Origin of the sequence: Streptomyces sp. NBC_00370 (assembly GCF_036084755.1) — a bacterium.
GTDB lineage: Bacteria > Actinomycetota > Actinomycetes > Streptomycetales > Streptomycetaceae > Streptomyces.
Window position 1 is genome coordinate 165668 of sequence record NZ_CP107968.1, and the last position, 18833, is coordinate 184500.

The 18833-nt window shown below is 69.2% G+C and carries 17 protein-coding genes and 2 pseudogenes; 12 read left to right on the forward strand and 7 right to left on the reverse strand.

The features are described from left to right. Positions 1-106 precede the first annotated feature (106 nt). The gene (locus OHS57_RS00720; protein ID WP_328580545.1) at positions 107-2803 is read left to right on the forward strand and encodes an ATP-binding protein; all 2697 of its coding nucleotides are present in this window, start codon (positions 107-109) and stop codon (positions 2801-2803) included. Then, positions 2779-3489: a hypothetical protein gene (locus OHS57_RS00725; RefSeq protein WP_328580546.1), complete on the forward strand. Its 711-nt coding sequence runs from the start codon at positions 2779-2781 to the stop codon at positions 3487-3489. The genes OHS57_RS00720 and OHS57_RS00725 overlap by 25 nt, the downstream gene beginning before the upstream one ends. Here the strand turns inward: OHS57_RS00725 and OHS57_RS00730 are convergent. The 4 genes and pseudogenes from OHS57_RS00730 to OHS57_RS00745 form a co-directional block, all read right to left on the reverse strand. Continuing rightward, positions 3452-4663: pseudogene (locus tag OHS57_RS00730) on the reverse strand (cation:proton antiporter). The gene OHS57_RS00725 and the pseudogene OHS57_RS00730 overlap by 38 nt on opposite strands. Before the next feature lie 82 nt (positions 4664-4745). After that, positions 4746-5387: an alkyl sulfatase C-terminal domain-containing protein gene (locus OHS57_RS00735; protein ID WP_328580547.1), complete on the reverse strand. Its 642-nt coding sequence runs from the start codon at positions 5385-5387 to the stop codon at positions 4746-4748. Then, complete coding sequence (locus OHS57_RS00740; protein WP_328584980.1) at positions 5284-5499, reverse strand: Ku protein; 216 nt, start codon at positions 5497-5499, stop codon at positions 5284-5286. Before OHS57_RS00740 ends, OHS57_RS00735 begins: the two co-directional genes overlap by 104 nt. Further along, a complete protein-coding gene (locus tag OHS57_RS00745; RefSeq protein WP_443042818.1) occupies positions 5496-7226 on the reverse strand; it encodes a SpoIIE family protein phosphatase in 1731 nt (576 codons plus the stop codon). The genes OHS57_RS00740 and OHS57_RS00745 overlap by 4 nt, the downstream gene beginning before the upstream one ends. Positions 7227-8010: 784 nt before the next feature. Between OHS57_RS00745 and OHS57_RS00750 the strand changes: the two genes are divergently transcribed. Continuing rightward, positions 8011-8862, forward strand: a complete 852-nt coding sequence (locus OHS57_RS00750) for an endonuclease/exonuclease/phosphatase family protein (protein ID WP_328580548.1) — start codon at positions 8011-8013, stop codon at positions 8860-8862. Then, positions 8849-9352: an NUDIX hydrolase gene (locus tag OHS57_RS00755; protein WP_328580549.1), complete on the forward strand. Its 504-nt coding sequence runs from the start codon at positions 8849-8851 to the stop codon at positions 9350-9352. Before OHS57_RS00750 ends, OHS57_RS00755 begins: the two co-directional genes overlap by 14 nt. A 316-nt stretch (positions 9353-9668) precedes the next feature. Here OHS57_RS00755 and OHS57_RS00760 read toward each other — a convergent pair. Both OHS57_RS00760 and OHS57_RS00765 read right to left on the reverse strand, forming a co-directional pair. Continuing rightward, positions 9669-10485, reverse strand: a protein-coding gene (locus OHS57_RS00760; RefSeq protein WP_328580550.1) for an IS5 family transposase whose coding sequence is annotated in 2 segments (ribosomal slippage) — positions 9669-10137 and positions 10136-10485 — 819 coding nt in all. Because the reading frame shifts where the segments join, the coding sequence is not laid out codon by codon here. A gap of 259 nt (positions 10486-10744) precedes the next feature. Beyond that, positions 10745-10903 (reverse strand): hypothetical protein, encoded by a 159-nt coding sequence (locus tag OHS57_RS00765; RefSeq protein WP_328580551.1) that lies wholly within the window; start codon positions 10901-10903, stop codon positions 10745-10747. 399 nt (positions 10904-11302) lie between these two features. Here OHS57_RS00765 and OHS57_RS00770 point away from each other — a divergent pair, with 399 nt between their 5' ends. From OHS57_RS00770 to OHS57_RS00785, 4 genes and pseudogenes are all read left to right on the forward strand, one after another. Further along, a complete protein-coding gene (locus OHS57_RS00770; RefSeq protein ID WP_328580552.1) occupies positions 11303-11899 on the forward strand; it encodes a thioredoxin family protein in 597 nt (198 codons plus the stop codon). Further along, on the forward strand, positions 11896-12408 hold the full coding sequence (locus OHS57_RS00775; protein ID WP_328580553.1) for a hypothetical protein: 513 nt from the start codon (positions 11896-11898) through the stop codon (positions 12406-12408). Before OHS57_RS00770 ends, OHS57_RS00775 begins: the two co-directional genes overlap by 4 nt. Before the next feature lie 145 nt (positions 12409-12553). Next, positions 12554-13081: a hypothetical protein gene (locus OHS57_RS00780; RefSeq protein WP_328580554.1), complete on the forward strand. Its 528-nt coding sequence runs from the start codon at positions 12554-12556 to the stop codon at positions 13079-13081. A gap of 42 nt (positions 13082-13123) precedes the next feature. Then, a pseudogene (locus OHS57_RS00785) lies at positions 13124-13429 on the forward strand (transposase); the annotation flags it as partial. A gap of 40 nt (positions 13430-13469) precedes the next feature. Here the strand turns inward: OHS57_RS00785 and OHS57_RS00790 are convergent. After that, the gene (locus tag OHS57_RS00790; RefSeq protein WP_328580555.1) at positions 13470-13892 is read right to left on the reverse strand and encodes an ankyrin repeat domain-containing protein; all 423 of its coding nucleotides are present in this window, start codon (positions 13890-13892) and stop codon (positions 13470-13472) included. A gap of 694 nt (positions 13893-14586) precedes the next feature. Here OHS57_RS00790 and OHS57_RS00795 point away from each other — a divergent pair. The 4 genes from OHS57_RS00795 to OHS57_RS00810 all read left to right on the forward strand — a co-directional run bounded on the left by OHS57_RS00795 (position 14587) and on the right by OHS57_RS00810 (position 18821). Then, entirely contained in the window at positions 14587-15690 is a 1104-nt protein-coding gene (locus OHS57_RS00795) for a hypothetical protein (RefSeq protein ID WP_328580556.1), read from the forward strand. Between the two features lie 338 nt (positions 15691-16028). After that, positions 16029-16823 (forward strand): ABC transporter permease, encoded by a 795-nt coding sequence (locus OHS57_RS00800; RefSeq protein ID WP_328580557.1) that lies wholly within the window; start codon positions 16029-16031, stop codon positions 16821-16823. Beyond that, positions 16820-17716 carry an ABC transporter ATP-binding protein gene (locus OHS57_RS00805; RefSeq protein ID WP_328580558.1) on the forward strand — a complete coding sequence of 299 codons (897 nt, stop codon included), beginning with the start codon at positions 16820-16822 and terminating at the stop codon, positions 17714-17716. Before OHS57_RS00800 ends, OHS57_RS00805 begins: the two co-directional genes overlap by 4 nt. Next, complete coding sequence (locus OHS57_RS00810) at positions 17709-18821, forward strand: ABC transporter substrate-binding protein (RefSeq protein ID WP_328580559.1); 1113 nt, start codon at positions 17709-17711, stop codon at positions 18819-18821. The genes OHS57_RS00805 and OHS57_RS00810 overlap by 8 nt, the downstream gene beginning before the upstream one ends. Positions 18822-18833: the final 12 nt, after the last annotated feature.

Sequence of the window (18833 nt, forward strand, 5' to 3'; positions counted from 1 at the left end):
CGCGTGACGCCCGTGGCCCGCGTGACCCGCGTGACGCTCGGCTGATCAGGACCCCCTGGGCCTCGCCCAAGGGGGTCCTCGGCGTGTTCGATTACAGTGCCTTTTGATGAACGCGCGACGACCGGACAGCGACAACTCCGCCGTCCCGTTGTTGCGTCTGCACCTCCTCGGCGGATTCCGCGCGACGCGCGACGGCGGTCCCGCGCTCGCCGAACGGTGGCCGAGGCCCGGCGCGCGTGCCCTGGTGAAGCTCCTCGCCGTCGTCCCCGGACACCGGCTCCACCGCGAACAGGCCATGGACATCTGCTGGCCGGACGCCGACGTGCACGCCGCCGCCGGCAGCCTGCGCGTCGCCCTGCACGCCGCCCGCCGCGCCCTGGAGCCGGAACTGGCCCCGCGCGCCCATTCTTCGTACCTGGTCTCCGACGGGGCATTCGTGCGCCTCGACCCCACGACGGTGTGGATCGACGCCGACGACGCCGAGACATCGGCCAGGTCGGCGCTCGTCCATGGTGGGGTGGACGAACTGACCAGCGCGCTGGGCCTGTTCAGCGGCGAGCTGCTGCCGGAGGACCGTTACGCGAGCTGGGCCGACGGCCGGCGCGGGCAAATCGGGCTGCTGCGCGAGCAGTTGCTCCTACGGATCGCCGGGGAGTATCTGGAGCGCGGCGCCGCCCCGGAAGCGGCGGCCGCCGCCGAGCAGGTACTCGCCGCCAGCCCTGCCGAGGAGCTGGCCCACCGCGTCCTCATCGAAGCCTGGCTGCGCCAGGGACTGCGACGGCGCGCCGTGCGCCAGTACCACGTGTGCCGCGAAGTGCTCGAAGCGGAACTGGGGGTACGGCCCGGCCCGGAGACGGAGCTGCTGCACAGGACCGCGCTGGCGGCGGCCCCCGCGGTCGTCCCGGCGAGCCCGCTCCTCCCCGCCCCGTTGCGGGCAGCGCGCGCCGCACCGCCCTTGCACGGCCGCGTGGCGGCGCTCGCCCGCCTTCTCACACCGGCCGGGCCACCGGTCACACTGCTCACCGGCGAGGCGGGCGTGGGCAAGACCCGTCTGGTGGGCGAGGTGGCGCGGCAGGCCGTCGCGGCCGGGACCGCCGTGTTGTGGGGCGGCAGCCAGGAGGCGGAGGGGCACACACCGTACGGGGCGTTCGCCGAGGCCCTTGAGGGCTGGCTCGCCGGGCACAGCGCGGCCGAGCGCGCCCGGGTCGGCGCCGAATATCCCGAACTGGCTTCGTTCCTGCCGTCGCTGGGGCTGGTCGCCACCTCCGGCGAGCGCAGCCCCGAAGAGGAGCGGGACCGGCTCTTCCGAGGGAGCACGGCGCTGCTCGGCGACCTGGCAGTCGCGCGTCCGGTACTGGTGGTCCTCGACGACCTGCACGCCGCCGACACGGGTTCCTACCAACTGCTCAGCCATCTGGCCCGCCGGGCAGTCGAGCGCCGAACGGCCCTGCGATTCCTCGTGACATACCGCGAGGAGGAACTCCCCGACGGTGACGCGCGCCGCTCGGTCATGACGTCGCTGCTGCGCCAACGCCTCGCCGTGCGGGAAAAGTTGGGGCGGCTCGACAGGGAGGCGTGCCTGGCGGTGGTGCGCGACGCTTCCGTGGCGGTGGCCCACGACGACCGGGCCCACCGGGTGTGGGAACTCTCCCTCGGCAACCCGCTGTTCGCTCTCGAACTCGCGCGCGGCCTCGCCGAAGGCAGCACGGGTGACGTCGCCCCCGAAGGCGTGCGGGAACTGGTCGCCGACCGGCTCGTACGCCTCGACGCGGACGCGCGGCGCCTCGTCGAGGCACTGTCCGTGGCCGGGGGCGACACCGCGCTGTCCGAACTGCTCGATGTCGCCGAACACGGGCTGCACCCACCCGTGTCCGGCGCTGCCGCCGCCGACGCGTTGGAGCAGGCGATCACCGCCTCGCTGGTCGAAGAGCGCGACGTCGTGGTGGCCGGACGGCCCGAGGCGGGGGTGGCCTTCCGGCATCCGCTGGTCCGCCTCACCTGCTACGAGCAGCTGGCCGTCGTCCGTCGCAGACAGCTCCACGCAGCGTTCGCGCGCACGGTGCGGCGCCGCCGCCCCGATGCCGTCGACACACTGGCCTCACACTTCGCCCGTGCCGACGACCCGCGTGCGGCGGAGTACCTGCGCCGGGCGGCCGAGCGGGCCGCTGCCCTGTACGCCAACGACACCGCCGACCGCTATTACCGCGACCTGGTGTCCCGGCTGGACGTCGACGCCGCACGCGCCCGGCTCGCGCACGCCCATGTGCTGCGGAGGATGGGCCACTTCGAGCAGGCGGCCGATGTCCTTCGCCTCGCCCTGGCCGAGTTCGAGCGGCGCGGTGACCATGACGACACGGTCCTCGCGGCGGCGCTGCTCGCCGAGACGCTCGTCAAGACCAGCGCCCCCGGGTCCGGGCGCCGCACGCTGCGGGACCACCCGGTGACCGAGGACACCGCGCCGGAACCGGCCGCGAGTCACTTCCTCGCCCTGTCCCTGATCCGCTGTGTCCAGGGACGGTACGGGGCGGGTGCGGAGGCGGCGGGGCACGCGCTGGCCGCTGCCCGGGCGATACCCGGGGTGCGGGGGCAGGGCCTGATCGCGCGTGCGTTCGCGCTGCGCGCCGCCAACTTCGGGCTGGCCGGCCGTTTCGACCAGGCACGTGAGGCGGGCGACGAGGCGCTGGCGCGGCCGAGGCGTACGGGGATCCGACACTCCTCGGCTCGGTCCTGTCGACGCTGCGCGAGAACACGCGGCGGGCCGGCCGGCTGCGTGAGGCCGTGGAGATCGGGACCCGCGCCCTAGGCCTGGCCGAGCAGACCGGTGATCCGACGGCCGCCGCGTTCGAGCGGGCGAACATCGCCGAACTGCGGCTGCTGCTCGAAGAACCCGACTCGGCCCGCGCCCTCGCCGAACAAGCGGCGGCGGGGGCCGAGGCGTACGACGCCTGGTGTCTGCCGTACGCCCTCACGACGCTGGCTCGGGTACGGGTGTTCCAGGGCGAACCTGCACGGGCGACCCCCCTCCTGGACCGCGCCGAAGCCGTCGCCACCGCGCTCGGGGACCGTCAGGCCGGGCATGAGGTGCGCACGGCCCGTGCCGAGTTCGCGCTGCGGGCGCGCCGTCCGCACCAGGCCTTGGGCGTCCTGGCCGGACACACCGACGAGGCCCCGGTACTGGTGGCGTGGGCCGAGCTCCTGTCGGGGCGGCCCGAAGCCGCGCTGCCGCTCGCGCGCGCCGAGGTGACGAGGGCGCGACACACCGGGGAGCGGCTGGCCGAGGTGGAGGCGCGGATCGCCCTGGGAGCGTCCCTGTCCCGGCTCGCCCGGAAGCCGGACGGCACGAAGGAGCTGGTACGGGCGGAGAAGCTGGCCGAGGCGCTGCCGTACCCGGCCGGGACGCGCCGGGCGGCGCGGGCCCGGGACCTGCTGCGCGAGCCGTGGCCTCCTCGGGTCACCACGACTCCGACTCCTCGGCGGACCCCGACATGACGGGCCCAGGGCCGCCACCGCGCCGCCGCACCCGCCCGGCAAGCAAGGGGAGTACGAGCACCGACACCATCGCCGCGCACACCAGGGACTCCGCCACGTCACCACCGATGATCTTCTGGTCGACTCCGATGGTAGTGATCGCGACGACGACTGGCAGGCACGTCGCGGCGAGCAGGCCGAGCCCGGAGCGGTCCCGGCGGTCGAGGTCCCCGGGGGCCAGCAGATAGACCGGGCCCCCGCAGGACAAGAAAGAGCAGCAAGAAGACCGGTACCAGCAGCAGTGACCTGACGTCCTACAGCAGGGCGTGGAGGTCGAAGCCGATGCCGGTGCTCACGTAGAACAGCGGGACCAGGAAACCGAAGCCCAGTCCCTCCATCTTGCCCAGGACCTCCGCTCTGCTCTTCGGCGCGGCCCCGTTCAGCACCAGGCGGGTCAGGACCCCGGCGGCGAACGCCGCCCAGCAGTAGTCGAATCCGAAGGCCGAGGCGAGCGCGAGCATGCGGGCGAGCAGCAGCATCACGAAACGTACGGCGAACTGCCCGCTGCTGTGCAGGGTCTGGTCGACCAGCCGGGAGAACCACGGCCGTCGGAGGCGCAGCGCCCACCAGACGGCGGCGGTGACCACGCCGAAGGCGGCCAGCATCGCGGCGGACTCACCGGGCTTACGGCCGCTCAGCAGCAGCGCCACGGCGACCACGGGGCCGAACTCGCCGACCGCTCCGAACGCCGAAACCACCGCGCCGAACCGGCCCTTCAGCTCTCCGCCGTCCTTGAGATCGGCAGGACCGTCCCCAGCGCGGTGCTGGTCAGCGCCGTACCGATGACGAACGCCTTGAAGGGTTCGCCCCCGCTGATGGCGAACCCCACCCCGATCGCGGCGGCCAGCGAGACCAGCCAGGCGACGGCTGCGCGGCGCAGGGTGGGCCCGCGTACGGCCGCGAAGTCGATCTCGTAACCGGCCAGGAAGATCAGCATCGACAGCCCCAGGTCCGACAGCGTGTCGATCACGTGGTCCGGACGGGCCCAGCCGAGGACGTCCGGGCCGACGAGGATGCCCAGGCCGATCTCGAACACGACCAGCGGGATCCGTACCCGGTGCACCACCGCGTCGGCCAGCAGGGGCGCGAGCACGGCGGCGGCCATGACGAGTACCAGGGTGCCGGAGTGTGACACGGGTCCGCCCGGGCTCAGGTCCGGCCCGGCGAAAGGCGCCGCGCCGGGCCGTACGGTGTGACGTCGGCCGGCCGCTGACGCCTCACGGCGTCACGACGGCGAAGTCCGGGTCGGGCTCGCCGAGGTGTCCGAGGAGTTCGGTGAGCTTGCCCGCGTCCCCGGCGATCTCCACACCGTCCCGTGCGGCGAGGTCCGCCGGGGGCAGGGCACCGACGAGCAACGCGCGCAGGTCGGGCTCGGCAAGGGTGAACTCGACCTGCGGCTCCGCGGTGGCCGACCCGGTGCCGGTGGCGTGGATGAGGACGCCGTTGTGCAGCCGCAGAGTGACGGGATCCTGTCCCTGGACGACGAATCGCACGGTGATGTCCGCGTCCCAGGCCCGGGGGCCGTCCACCCGGATCGCGAGGGCGTCGTAGGGCTGCTCGAGCGTCAGGGCGGCGAGCAGGTCGGCGGAGGTGGTGTTGGTGGGGGTGCCGATCGATCCGTCGCGCAGTTCGAGGGCCCCGGTGAGGTAGAAGTTGCGCCAGGGGCCGTTCTCGCTGCCGGGTGTCTTTTGAAGGCGGTCAACTTTCGGAGCAGGACGTACGGCTTTGCGGCGACCTGCACGCCGCTTCGAGGTACTACGTCTGTCCGAGGCGGATCGAGTCGACGCTGCTCCGGTCGACGAACGCCACGGTGTCGACCGTCTTCGCGGTCGGCAGAGGCAACTCAGCCAGCTCCTCATCCGTGACCGGGATGACCTGGTCATAGCCCTTGCCGACCTCGTCGTCGCGAAGCTCGGCACCGTCGCGTTCAGCGCGCGGCCTGTTCGTCTCATGTGCTCGCCGACCGATCAGGGGGTGCGCAGGGCGAGAACGGCGACGTCGTCGTCGTTCTTGTCGTCCGTGAGGCGGGTGCGGTCAATCAGCAGGTCGATGAATGCCGCCAGCGGGCGGTGGGCCAGCGACGCTGCGTGTCTGCGCAGCCGCTCAAGGCCCTCGTCGATGGGACGGCGGCGGCTCTCCACCAAACCGTCGGTATAGAGGACCAGTGTCGACCGGGGCGGCAGAGTCACACATGCGTCGGAGCGCACCGGGGTGAGGTTGGTGCTCAGCAGAAGGCCGTGGCCGTCGGTGAGGTAGCGGGCCTGTCCGTCGTGGGTGATCAACAGGGGCGGAGGATGGCCAGCGTTTGTCCAGGTCAGCCGCCAGCCGCCGTCGGCGGCCTGGTCCATCACTCCGAAGATCAGTGTCACCATCGAGACTCCCGTGAGGGAAGTCGATCCGTCCAGTCGCGTCACGATGGCGCTGGGCGGCTCGTGGTGGCTCCAGGCGTACGCGCGGAGCATGCTGCGGATCTGTGCCATGCCGGCGGCGGCGTCCAGGTCGTGTCCGACCACGTCGCCGATGGCCAGGGCCGTCGTCCCGTCGGCCAGGGTGAAAGCGTCGTACCAGTCGCCGCCGACTTGCGAGTCGTCCGGTGCGGGGAGATAGCGTGCGGCCATCTGCAGCCCGGGTACCGAGGGGAGTTGCGGCAGCAGGTGGCGCTGCATCGTCTCGGCGACTTTGCGCTGGCGCTGGTAGAGCCGGGCGTTGTCCAGAGCCAGCCCGGTACGGCGCGTGAGATCGTCCAGAAGTGACAGGTCGGCCGGTGTCAACGAACCCCGCGCAGTGGACCGCCCCAGCGTCAGCGCACCAAGTACGTCCCGCAGGCCCCGTATCGGGGCGATGGCGGCCGAGTGCATACCCGTCGCCTCGAACAACCTGGCCTGTTCGATGGCGATGCCGGAGTCCGGCGGTCCCTGGTAGGTCTGGGGCGTCACCAGGCTGGAGGCCGCACCCCGCAGTGCGCGGGAGAGCGGCATCGGCGAATCGGCCGGTACCGGCGGCATCGGTCCCTGCAAGTCCTCCCGAGCGGCATACGTGCCGTCCTCGTAGTGCACCACGATGGCCCGCTCGACCTCGTCGCCCTCGGTGATCAGGTCGACCACCGCCCAGTCGGCGATACGGGGAACGACCAGGTGAACCAGCCGGTCCAGCGCCTCGTCGCTGTCGAGGGTGGAAGTCAACTGAGTGGTCGTCTCGGCCAGCAGCGTCAGTCGCTCCAGTTCCGGCAGCACCGACCCGGCCTCGCCGGGTAGATCAATGTCAGCCAGGTCAATATCGGCAGGATCGCGGTCGGTGAAGACCACCACCGCGTCCGCGTCGGCGCTCGCCTCCGCGAACGGTGCCATCAGCCACGACAGCTCGACCAGCGACCCGTCGCCGCGCTCGAACCATCCGGCACCGACCAGCGCACGCCGGGCCGAGAACGCCTGGACGATCGAGCATTGGGCCCTGGCCAGCGGCCGGCCGTGCCGGTCTCGGTGCAGCAGATCGTGCGCGTCCCGGCCCACCATGTCAGCAGCGTCCCTGCCCAGCAGCCGCTGCGCATGACTGTTCACCCGCGCCACCGCGCCGCGCTCATCCACCACGCACACCGCCGCCCCGAGCAGATCGGCCACCTCCGCCGAAGACGCCGCCCCGGACGCGGTCACGCCGCCGGCCCTGCGCTCGCCAACACTCCCCGCACCTCCTGTGGCCAATCCTGCACCTCACCGTCGTCGTCAGCGTCTCACGAACCGTGCCCCCCGACCGAAGCAGAGACAGACCTGACACAACCCCTGGGAAGGGCCACCTCGACCAGCCCTGCTTCCCGGAGGGACCGAATCGCGAGAACCGCCAGAACCGCACCCTGTCCCACATCGCATCCGGCATGCGCCTCGAGGGCGACGACCTCGGCCAGTAGCCCGCCCGGCAGGAAAAGCCGGGCGCCTGGGCCCAGCTGTCGACGGAGCAGCAGGAGCGGCTGACCCGCCTGGGCGTAACTCCCGCCCAGGCGCCATCTCCAGCCCCGGCAGCCAAGGAGCCAGGCAAGGGCCAGAGCAAGGCAGAGCCGGCGTTCCAGCGAGGCTTGGCGGCCCTCTCCACATGGATCGGACGGGAAGGCGCAGGCTGGCATGTAGCCCGCAACCACACCGAGCCGACGGTGCCCGGCGACGCGCCCGAACCGACGCCGGTACGACTGGGCGTATGGGTGTCGAAGATTCGTTCCAGACGGGACAAGCTCACCCAGGACCGCGCGCCGCCCTCGCAGGGATGGGAGTGGATGGACTGGGTCCGACGCCGACCGTTGGGGGACGTTGAGCAAGCCGTCAAAAGAGGAGGGCGTAACGATGACTATGGGAGCCATTTCGGAGGAATTGCTTGATCGGTGCAGTTGGCCCAGGTTTTGGGGCGTAACACCGGTGCGCAGGTGGGCAACTCTCCTTCTCTGAGGTTGTATGCCCTTCATGATGGGAGGGGCCCGAGGAAGGGGTGGGATGGCGGATGCGAGTGGTGACCTGGAACGTGTGGTGGCGCTTCGGGCCATGGGAGCAGCGCAGGGAGGCGATTCTCGGGGTTCTTCGCGATCTGCAGGCCGACGTGGTGGGTCTGCAGGAGGTGTGGTCGCGCGGTGAGGAGAACCTCGCGGCTTGGCTGGGCGAGCAGCTCGGTATGCGGTGGACGTGGGCCGCTTCCGACGCGCCGGGACGGTGGCAGAACCGGATCGGGGACGAGACCGTCGGCATCGGGAACGCGGTGCTGAGCCGGTGGCCCATCGTGGACCGTGAGGTAATGCGCCTTCCGACCACCGGTGGCCAGGACGACGGACGCCTCGCGCTGCACGCATTGCTGGACGCGCCCGAACACCGGGTGCCGTTCTTCACCACACACCTCAACCACAGCCTCCACGAATCAGCGGTGCGGTGCCGACAGGTTGCGGCGCTGGCGAAGTTCATCGCCGCCCACCGCGGGACGGGTGCCTTTCCGCCAGTCGTCACCGGGGACTACAACGCCTGGCCGGACTCGGACGAGATGCGACTGCTCGGCGGCTACAAGACCGCACCAGCGGTGCCGGGACAAGTACTCATGGACGCCTGGGAGTACGCCGATCCGGCCGCACCGTCGGCCACCTGGGACACCGCCAATCCTTACGCCGGCAGCGGCTCCGAGCCCAACGTGCGGTGCGACTACATCCACGTGGGGCCGGCCGGCGCGGATGGCGTCGGGCGGGTCCGCGCGGTACGGCGTGCCGGCGACCAACCGGTGGACAGCGTCTGGCCGTCCGACCACGCGGCAGTCGTGGCGGACTTGGCACTGGAACCTGTTTCCCGGAGTGACACCCATGTCAGCTGCTAGACAGCACATCGCCATAGACGCGGGAGTCGAGATACCCGTGCCCGCCGACGGAGAGATATGGACCGTCGGCGCGGTGATCCTGAATGAGCACGGTGCGGCCTTCGCCCAAAAACGCAGCCCTGACCGACGGCTGTTTCCTGACCTCTGGGACATCGTCGGCGGGCACGTCGAACCGGGTGAATCGCTGATCGGCGCCCTCGCCCGCGAGGTCGAGGAAGAGACCGGGTGGCGGCTGCGCCGCGTGCGCCGGCTCCTGGGCATCTCGTCGTGGACCGGCGACGACGGAGGCGGACTACGGCACGAAGCCGACTACCTCGTCGACGTCGACGGCGACCTCGACCACCCGGCACTGGAATGGGCCAAGCACTCCGCGTACGACTGGTTCGGCCCCCATGACCTCCGCCGGCTCAAGGAGAGTTGCCCGCCCGGGAATTACCTGCTCCACGATCTGATCGCCAGGGTCATGGAGCAGGAGCAGAACCGAACTTGACGCCGACAGTCGACCAGCGGGTCCATGGTGGCCGGGGCGACGCCGAGATTGGCATCGAAGTTGCCGCAGCGAGTGGGGGCGACTTCGGAGGCAACAAGGTGATGTGCCCCGTCGCATGCGGGACTGCCACGTACGCGTTCACGCCCTACGCCTCGACAGCAGTGTCGTGGCCAGCCAACTGCTTGGGTGGCTGGCTGCCGATGCTCATGCGCGCCAACGCGAGTTCACCGGGCAGGCCGTGAACGGACCGGTCACGCCTGAATGTGCGGCAGGCCGGGGACCGTGGTCAAGGTGGCAGTCGCGGTTAAGCCGTGTCCTATGTGGTGAGGTTGCGGAAGCGTTTGTAGCAGCAGATGGCCGCTGCGAGCCCGAGAAAGGCCAGGTAGTTGCGGGGGTGGCGTTCGTAGCGGTGGTTGAGTCTGCGGTAACCGGTGAGCCAGGACATGGTGCGTTCGATGACCCACCGCCGGCGTCCTAATCGTTCGATTGACTCGATGCCCTTGCGGGCGATGCGGACGCCGATGCGTTTGCCCCACAACCACTTTCGCAGGTGAGGTACGTCGTAGGCTTTGTCCGCGTGGAGGCGCTGGGGTTTGAAGTAGTGGCCTCGGTGGGGGTCGTGTCTCGTTTGGTGACCCGTGATCATGGGCTTCAGCGCGAGGCTGTCGTGGGTGTTTGCCGCGGAGAGGCCGACGAGTAGGGGCAGTCCGTTCGCGTCCGACAGGACGTGCATCTTGGAACCCGGTTTGCCGCGGTCCACGGGGCTCGGACCGGTGAGTTCGCCCCTTTTTAGCCCTCACGTGCGCGGAGTCCAGAACCGCGCGGGAGAGGTCCAGCAGGCCGGCGTCGTCCAATCGGTGCAGGATCTTCTCGTGCAGCTGGCCCCACACACCTGCACGCGACCAGATCAGGAACCTGCGGTGGGCCGTCGACTTCGATATCCCGAAGCACGGCGGCAACGCCCGCCAGGCACAACCGCTGACCAACACGTAAATGATCGCGGCGAACAGCGTCTCATCAGGCGTGTCTTGCGTCCCACCGCCCTGCGGCCGCACCTTCGACGGCGGGATCAGCGACTCCGCGATCTCCCACAGCCCGTCCGGAGCAATCCAACTCCACGTACCTCGCCCCATACCCAAGCCCAACGACCCAACCCCACATAGGACACGGTCTAAATCAGTCCCGGGCGGTCGCAACCCGCTACGACAAACGCGGCTACATCTGCCTCGGCACCACAACTGCGGCAGCCCTGGTCGTCTGGCTCCGGACCTGACGATCGGATATCGCTCAGACAGCGTCCTCGGAAGGCCGCTGATGGCCGCACGGCACCGTGGCACCGCTCTTGTCGAAGACCTCGGCGTCATGCCCAGCGTTCACCCACACCGTGACGCCTTAGTCATGCACGACCACATTGAACGGCGACTGCTCCGGCGCTGCCACTGACACCACGGTGAACTCATCGCCAGGGTTCATCCAGTGATCGGTTCCCCACGGCTCGATCCACAGGCAGACCATGTTGCTGGTCGCGTTACTCACGCTCGTCTTGGACACGGTCGTAGCCTTACCAGCAACATGATCAGCCGGACAAGGCCCCTCAGGCGGGCAGTTGGCGAGAATCGAGCAGGGCCTCAGGCCGCTGCGTAGCACGCGCCTTTACTCCGACGGCTCGACAGCGGAGCACGTCTCCGCAATGGTCGATGCGCTCCTCTGCGTCCTGGCAGGAGTTGCCGTCATCCTGATCTGCACCGCCACATTCCTTCACCAGCGAACCCGGCGCCCCCCGGCCGCAGTCGGCCAGCTACGCAACTGGCTGGGGTCCCACGCCGGCACCAGCCAACGCGGCGAGACCTCCCCGCGCCGCAGGGATTCGAGCATCGTCAACCCAAGTACGAGCCGCCAACGGGCCAGCGCTATCCTCCTGCGACTGATCACTTACAGAAGGGGATCCCGATGCTCCGAAGACGTCTTGCCCTCGCGGCTGCCATATCAGCCATCACACTGACCGTCGGCTGCGACTCCGGCAGTACCACCGCAGCGCAGGCACCGGTGGCCACGACAACTTCCCCTTCAAGCAGCGTGCCCAAGGCTGCAACGTCCCCCAGCAGCCCGACCGCCCCGGCGCCACCGGCAGCCGCTCACGGTCTGCCGGAGGGATACGACGCCAGCCGAAACGCAAAGGCCGACATTCAGGCTGCCCTCGCGACAGCGGCGAAGAAGCACCGGGAAGTGCTGATCGATTTCGGTGCCAACTGGTGTCCCGACTGCGGGTCACTGGACGCATTGTTCCGTTCGGCCCGGGTCGAACCGCTGTTGCAGAAGGATTACGTCGTGGTCGCTGTGGACGTGGGCGAGTTCGACCACAACATCGACCTCGCCGAACAGTACATCGACCTGCAGACCAGTGGCATCCCAGCCCTGGTCGTCCTGAAGTCGGACGGGGCCCCGCGGACCGCCACGAACGACGGGGCGTTCTCCAACGCCCGCGCCATGGGCCCTGACCAGGTCAGCGCATTCCTGACCCGCTGGGCACCCGACGGACGCACGTGACGACAGTACGGGCGTGGGGCGTAGCCCTGAGCGCGGCCACGGCTGCCACCCTTGTCCTCAGCGGATGCGGAACCACACGGGTCCCTCAACCCACAGCTCACGCCACGGCTCACGGCGTCACGCTCACCGTCACACTGCTGCCTGCGTCCAACGGCCGGCGCGAGCTCCAGGCAACCTTCAGGCCGCAACAGCCCGGCTTCCACATCTACAGCATCGACCTCCCCGCACATGGCATCGACGGACTGGGCATCCCCACCAGGCTGTCGGTGCAAGGCAGTCTCACCGCGGTCGCCAAACCGACAGCGAACCTCGCGACCCGCCTCCTGCGACCGGCAGGTCTCCAGTCCGAGATCCCCGTCTATCCGAACGGTTCCGTGACGTTCAGCCTGCCCGTCCGACAAACCAGTGGCCGGCAGGCAGACGTGATCGTCAGTTACGGAGCCTGCAGCGAGAACACCTGCCTCATCCCCGTCAAACACAAAGTGATCCACCTGAACCTCAACTACTGACTCCGGCCGTCAGGGTGACTTCAGGGTGTCGAAAGTGAGGCCGGCTCCAACGATCAAGCCATCGAGGAGTTTGAGACGGCTTGACGCCTCACATCGGCCTTGACCGGCACCTTCTCCAGGGGGAAGATCCTCGCGAGGTGATGTGGTGTCGGCAAACGTCGTGCGCCGGCCGTTGTTCACATGGTTGTCGACGGCAGCGGGAACAGGGTTCTACGTGTGTGCGGTCGGGGTCGCAGGCTTTCTCCCTGATGCTGGCTATGGTCCGCCGTTGGTGATTGCCGCGTTCACTCTCTTCATCTGGACGCTCGGATGGCACTCGGCAATCCGGTTCAGCGTCACCCATGTGTCCATCACCAACATCCTTGTGACCTCCACTGTTGCTTGGCAAGACGTTGCACGGGTGACAGTGAGCGATGGCTTGTGCATCCAATTGCGCGACGGGCGAGAGATAGGTTCGGTCGCCTTCGGCGGGTCTATGATCGGCTCGTTCAGCGGTTATCCGACGTATCAGAAGGCGAACGAGACTCTCCGAGATGCGCGTAACAAGGCTCGCCCGCGCAACAAGCGGGACGGCCCCGTTCACCTGCGATGGTCTGTGGACTGGCGGCGACAGCTGGTCGCCGCTGCGATGATCTACGCTCCAATATTTTTCGTTTTGGCCGTCCGCGGGTGACGGAATTGGGCTTGAGCGTGCCAACGTCTGGAGCACCGCTGGGGCGACGCCAGCACCTTCGCCACCGCAGGACACCTCGCCTCCTACGCCGGCCTGGCACCCGCCTCCCGCATCTCCGGCTCTTTCATCCGCGGCGAACAACCCTCACGACGGGGGAACAAGCAGCTCAAACGCGCCTTCTTCCTCGCCGCGTTCGCCTCCCTCGCCGACCCGGCTTCCCGCACCTACTACGACCGCAGACGCGCCCAGGGCAAAACCCACACCCAAGCACTCCTCTGCCTCGCCCGACGCCGCATCGAGGTCCTGTTCGCCATGCTCCGCGACGGCACCTTCTACGAATCACGAGCCGCAGCACAGCCTGACCTGGGGCGTGAGGCAAGCCGGCCCCCTACAAGGACGAACCCTCCACGTCCGTCAGATGGACCGCGATGTCATAGTTGGCGATCTTGCCGGCCAGACCGCGCGGGCTCACCCCGTGCGCGTTCTCCCGCTCCGGATCGGCACCGGCCCCCAGCAGCACCCGCAGGGTCGCACCCTCACCTCGGAAGTTGAACACCGCCGTCCACAAGGCGGTATTGCCCTGCCGATCAGGCACATCCACCGCTGCCCCACCAGCCAGAAGAGCCTCGACGGCCTGCGCGTTCTGGGCCTGCGCGGCGAAATGCAACGGTGTCCAGCCGGCCCTGTCCGCAGCCTCCGGATCTGCCCCACTCCTCACGAGCCCACGCAAACCATCAACATCACCGTTCAAAGCCGCATAGTGCACCGCCGTCCGGCCCATCCGATCCCGCCCCTGAACCCCTCGCGTCATGACCCACATCCTCCCCGGGGCTTGACGAAAGACACAGGTCCCCCGCGAGGGTGGGACAGCCCGCCCGCTGGCGAAGCTCGCGAAGCGCAGCGGCGAATTCGAGGAGCCGCGGGGTTTCCTTGCCTAATAGGTAACTGGTTGGTACGACGTCCCACGTCTTCTCCAGAGGACGTTGAGCGGTCCGCGGGCCAGCCTCAGCGTTGACCCCGGTGGAGAAACTCAGGTGAGTTCCTGGCGAACCTTCCTTGCGATGAGGCTTCCGCAGGTCTGCCGCGACGGCGGCCGGCGGAGCGCATCCGGCCACCACGCGCACGATGACAGCAAGAAGAATCACGATCACCAGCCATACCAGCACGGCAGTGATCTCTCGGCCCGCCCGGGAGCGGCGAAAGGGCGCACCGGGTATGGCCATGAATTTGCAACGCGGCCGAAAGGCATAGCAGCGCCGCGTCCCCCGAAGGCCCTGTGCGGGCGGCCGCCTTGACAGCGGATGGATCCGCCGTCTGTAATCACGACCGTGGTGACGCTTGACGCGACCGCGGCAGTGCTGCCGCGATGCCCGGTTCCCGGACATGAATCCAGCAAGGTTGTTCTGGGCGGCCGGTACGGCAAGCCGGGCCGGCAGAGACAGCTGTACGTATGCGGCATGGCCAAACCCGGCTCCGCCGCTCCGTCACACCGATTCACGGCGCCGATGGCGACCGCGCGTGCGGGCGCCCCGGGTGAGGACGGCGGCCCGGCGACCGAGGAGCGGCGCACGGCGCGCAACTACCAGTTCACCGCCTACGACATCGCCTCCGGTCTGGTCGCTGTGGCTCGCGGGGCGAGTTACGCGCGGGCCGGCCAGGAGGTGCGCGAGCACGCGGCCAGGCGCTGGGGCACTGAGAACGACACCGGTGCGCGCCGGCACGGCACCCTCGTCTCCGACTGGGTCGAGGTCTATGCGGAGGCGCTGTGGCACACCCAGGCCCCGCACCGCGCGGACTGGCCGGAGACGGTGCTCGTCGGAGTGCTGCCGCTCACGGTCGGTGAGGCGTCGGCCCCCAGGCTGGTCTTCTCGGTCTTCGTGGCCATGGCGTACCGGAGCGACGGCACCGCAGCGGTCTTCGCCGTCCACACCTCCACCGGTACAGGGACCGACCACTGGGCCGCGTTCCTCGCGGAGTTGGACCAGGCGCGGCGCGGGCGGCCCCGGTACGTCGTCGGGGACGGCTCGGCCGCTCTGGCACGCGCGGTCGCCCACGTATGGCCAGCCGGCGAGGGTACTGACGGGGCGTCGGACGGCACGCCCGCCCTGTGGATCGACGAGCAACTGATGCGCGACCAGGCACGCCGCATCTGCAGGGACCGCGGCCTCAACCGCCGTGACGGACGGCTGTGGCTGCTTCTCCAGCGTGCCTGGCGCGGCCAGGAGGACTGGGACCGGTTCACAGCCGAGGCGCGCCGGTACCGGCTGCCCGAGCTTGACCGGTGGCTGGCGTCGGCCGAGCCGACGATGTCCCAGCAGTTCGCGGGCCGCGCGCCCGGCGTGCACCACTCCCGCCAGGTGGTACGGGTCGCCTTGAGGGAGCTGGACGACCGGCTCGGCAGGCGGCGTACGACCTTCGGCAACCAGGCGCGTACCGACCGGCTGCTGCGGCTGATGGCGCTGGACATCTCCGGGGTCGCGCGCGTCCATGCCTGGACGGACCTGATCTGCGTATGGCTGGAGCGCAGCGACGGCCGACCCGCCACGTCGCAGCGCCGCATAGCTGACCAGGGCGGCCGTAAGTCGCTACGGGCCGCATCGTCACGCTGACCTCGGACTGCGCCTGACGGACGGTCCGTTCACCGCCATCCATGTCAATGAAATGCGACGCCGTTGACACCGCTGGAGGACGGTGCGCATACTCATGGCATGACTCCGGCCGCTGACATTCTGGTACGGCGACGGTACCTCGACTTCAGTCTCTACAGCGGGGCCGTCTGTCGTTGAACCGCCTGGCCCGCGCGCTGCACGCGACGCGGCCAGTTCCGTCCGATCGCCTCTGAGCCGGACGCGCCGCGATTGTGGCGATCTCTCCATTTTCGTACGCCTTTCGCGTACCCCCAAACTTCCCTTCCGAGCACCGGAGGACTCCCGTGCCCGCTTCTGCCGTGACCAGAAGCATGTCCAGGGGCAGACGCATCCGCACGCTGGTGGTGCCACTGCTCTCCATCGTCGGCGGACTCGCACTGTGGCAGCTCGTCATCAGTGTGTTCCGTCCCAACGAACTCGCCGTGGTCGGTCCCGCGCAGATCGCCCGCGACGCGGGTGACCTCTTCGGTGCCGGCACCCTGGGCACCGACATCGGGGTCAGCCTGGTCCAGTTGCTCGCGGGCCTCGCCATCGCTGTCGTCGCCGGTGTGCTGACCGGGCTGGCGCTCGGCACCAAACGCTGGCTGGCGAGCGCGGTCGGTCCATGGGTGACCGCCCTCTACACCATCCCGGTCATCGCGGTCGCACCGCTGATCATTGTGGGGCTCGGCCTCGGAACCACGGCGAAAATCGTCATCGTCGCGGCCTCGGGATTCTTCCCGATCGCCATCAACACCCAGGCGGGCGCGGCCACCGTTGTGGACGGCGGGCTGCGCGACGTGACCCGCGCCTTCAGGGCCAACTCCCTTGAGACGCTGTGGTTCCTGACGGTTCCCGGCACCGTCCCGTACATCCTGACAGGAATCAGACTCGCCGTCGGACGCGCGCTGATCGCGCTCGTGGCCGCCGACCTGTTCGGCTCCACATCAGGCCTCGGCTACCTGATCATCTCCGGCCAGCAGAACCTCAAGACGGACGACGTGTACGTCGGTGTGGTGACGCTGAGCCTGATCGGGATAGTCCTCACGGCGTTCGTCGCGTTCTTCGAGCGACGGATGACCGTGGCACGCAGCGGACGGACGGACCACGCATGAGCTTTCTGACCAGGTCACGGCAGGACCCCGTACGCCAGCCCGTCCCGACCGCGTCCGACGCCGTCATCGAAGTGCGCGAAGCCCACGCCCACTACCCGACCGCCTCCGGGCCACTGCCCGTGCTGAACGGGGTGGATCTGACGGTGCGTAAGGGAGAGGTCCTCGCCGTCGTTGGCCCGAGCGGCTGTGGCAAGACCACACTGCTGCGCGTACTGCAGGGCCTCACCACACTCGACTCAGGCACGGCGACGATCCAGGGCCACGGACCGGACAGCGCGACGCCCGACAGTGGTTATGTGTTCCAGCAGCCTTCGCTCTTCCCCTGGTGGAGCGTCGCGAAGAACGTCGAGTTCGGGCTGCGGCTGCGCTCGCACACCCGGCGGCTGACCGCCGCCGCGCGCCGCGAACAGGCGGAGCGGCTGCTGGACATGGTCGGGCTCACCGGATTCCACCACTTCCGACCGGCCGCACTCTCGGGCGGGATGCAGCAACGGGTGAACCTCGCCCGCGCGCTCGCCATCGATCCCGTGGTGCTGCTGCTCGACGAACCGTTCAGCGCGGTCGACACCCTCACCCGCGAACGGCTGCAACGGGTCCTGTCGCAGACACTCGACGCACTCGGCACCGCCGCCGTGATCGTCACCCACGACATCCACGAGGCAGTCTTCCTCGGCGACCGGGTCGCCGTCATGAGCGAGCGGCCCGGCCGGATCGTGGAGACCTTCGAGGTCGACCAGGACCGGCCGCGCACCGAGGAGTTCCAGCACAGCGAGTATCTCGCGGCGGTCAGCGCCCGGATCTACCAGCGACTCAAGACAAGTGATGAACGGGCCAGCGAATCCGAGTTCGCCCGTACCCGCCGACCTCCGGGAAGAGAAAAGCCAGATGCGTGAACCACACAGCGGACATCCGCGCGGGCGCCCGGGGCGCCGTACGGCCGTCCCCGCCCTGCTCGGCGCCGCCGCACTCCTGCTCACCGCGGTACTCAGCGGCTGCGGCTCGGACTCGGCAGCGGGATCCTCAGGTGACGGCGGTGGTTCGGCCACGGAGCTGAGTGTGCCGGCCGGATCGGTCTCTGCGTCCCAGGGCGCCTTCCAGTACTCCGTCACCAAGGGCTTCTTCAAGAAGAACGGCCTCAAGGTCACCACCCCGCTCTCCGCCGAGGGGCAGCTCAAAGCGTCCTTCGTGGCGGGTTCGGTTCACTTCGACCAGCTGGCCGGCGGCGATGTGCTCGACCTGTACGCCAAGCACGTCGGCATCAAGGTCATCGGCTGTGTCGCCAAGAACACCGGCTACTACCTGTACGCGAGGAAGGGCACCTCATCCGTGGAGGCCCTCCAGGGCAAGACCGTCGGCGTGCCGTCGCTGGGGGGCGCACCGCAGATCGCGATGCAGTCGTACCTGGAGAGCAAGGGACTGAAGCCCGACTCCGTCAAGTTCGTCTCACTCGGCTCGATTCCCAACGTCCTGACCGCGCTCACCAGCGGCAAGATCGACAGCGGTCTGCTGTCGACTCCGTTCAACTTCCGCGCGGACAAGGAGGGTCTGCCGAACCTCGGCTACGCCACAGGACCGCCCACCCCCTACCTGGTGAACGCGTCCTGGGCGAAGAAGAACCCCACGTCGGTCACGAAGATCCTCAAAAGCGTGGCCGAGGGCGCCTGGTCCTACCAGACGAACAAGCCCGACGGCGTCGCCTCCCTGGGTAAGTTCCTCAGCCTCGACCCGGCGAAACCGGCCGACAAGGCCACGCTCGACAAGAGCTTCGACGCGTATCTGCCCCCCGTACAAGCACCGGTCGGCCGCTGCTCGGCCGCCGACTTCAGCCCCTACGTCCGCTTTCAGCCGGCCGCCCAGCAAGGCGCGTTGAAGGATCTCGGACCGCTCTTCGACAACTCCTACATCGACGCCCTCGACAAGCAGGGCTTCTACACAGGTCTGCAGAAGACCTACGGCCCGCTGCCCAAGGGCACGACCCTCGCACAGGTCCTGCGCTGAAGCCCCGCGCAG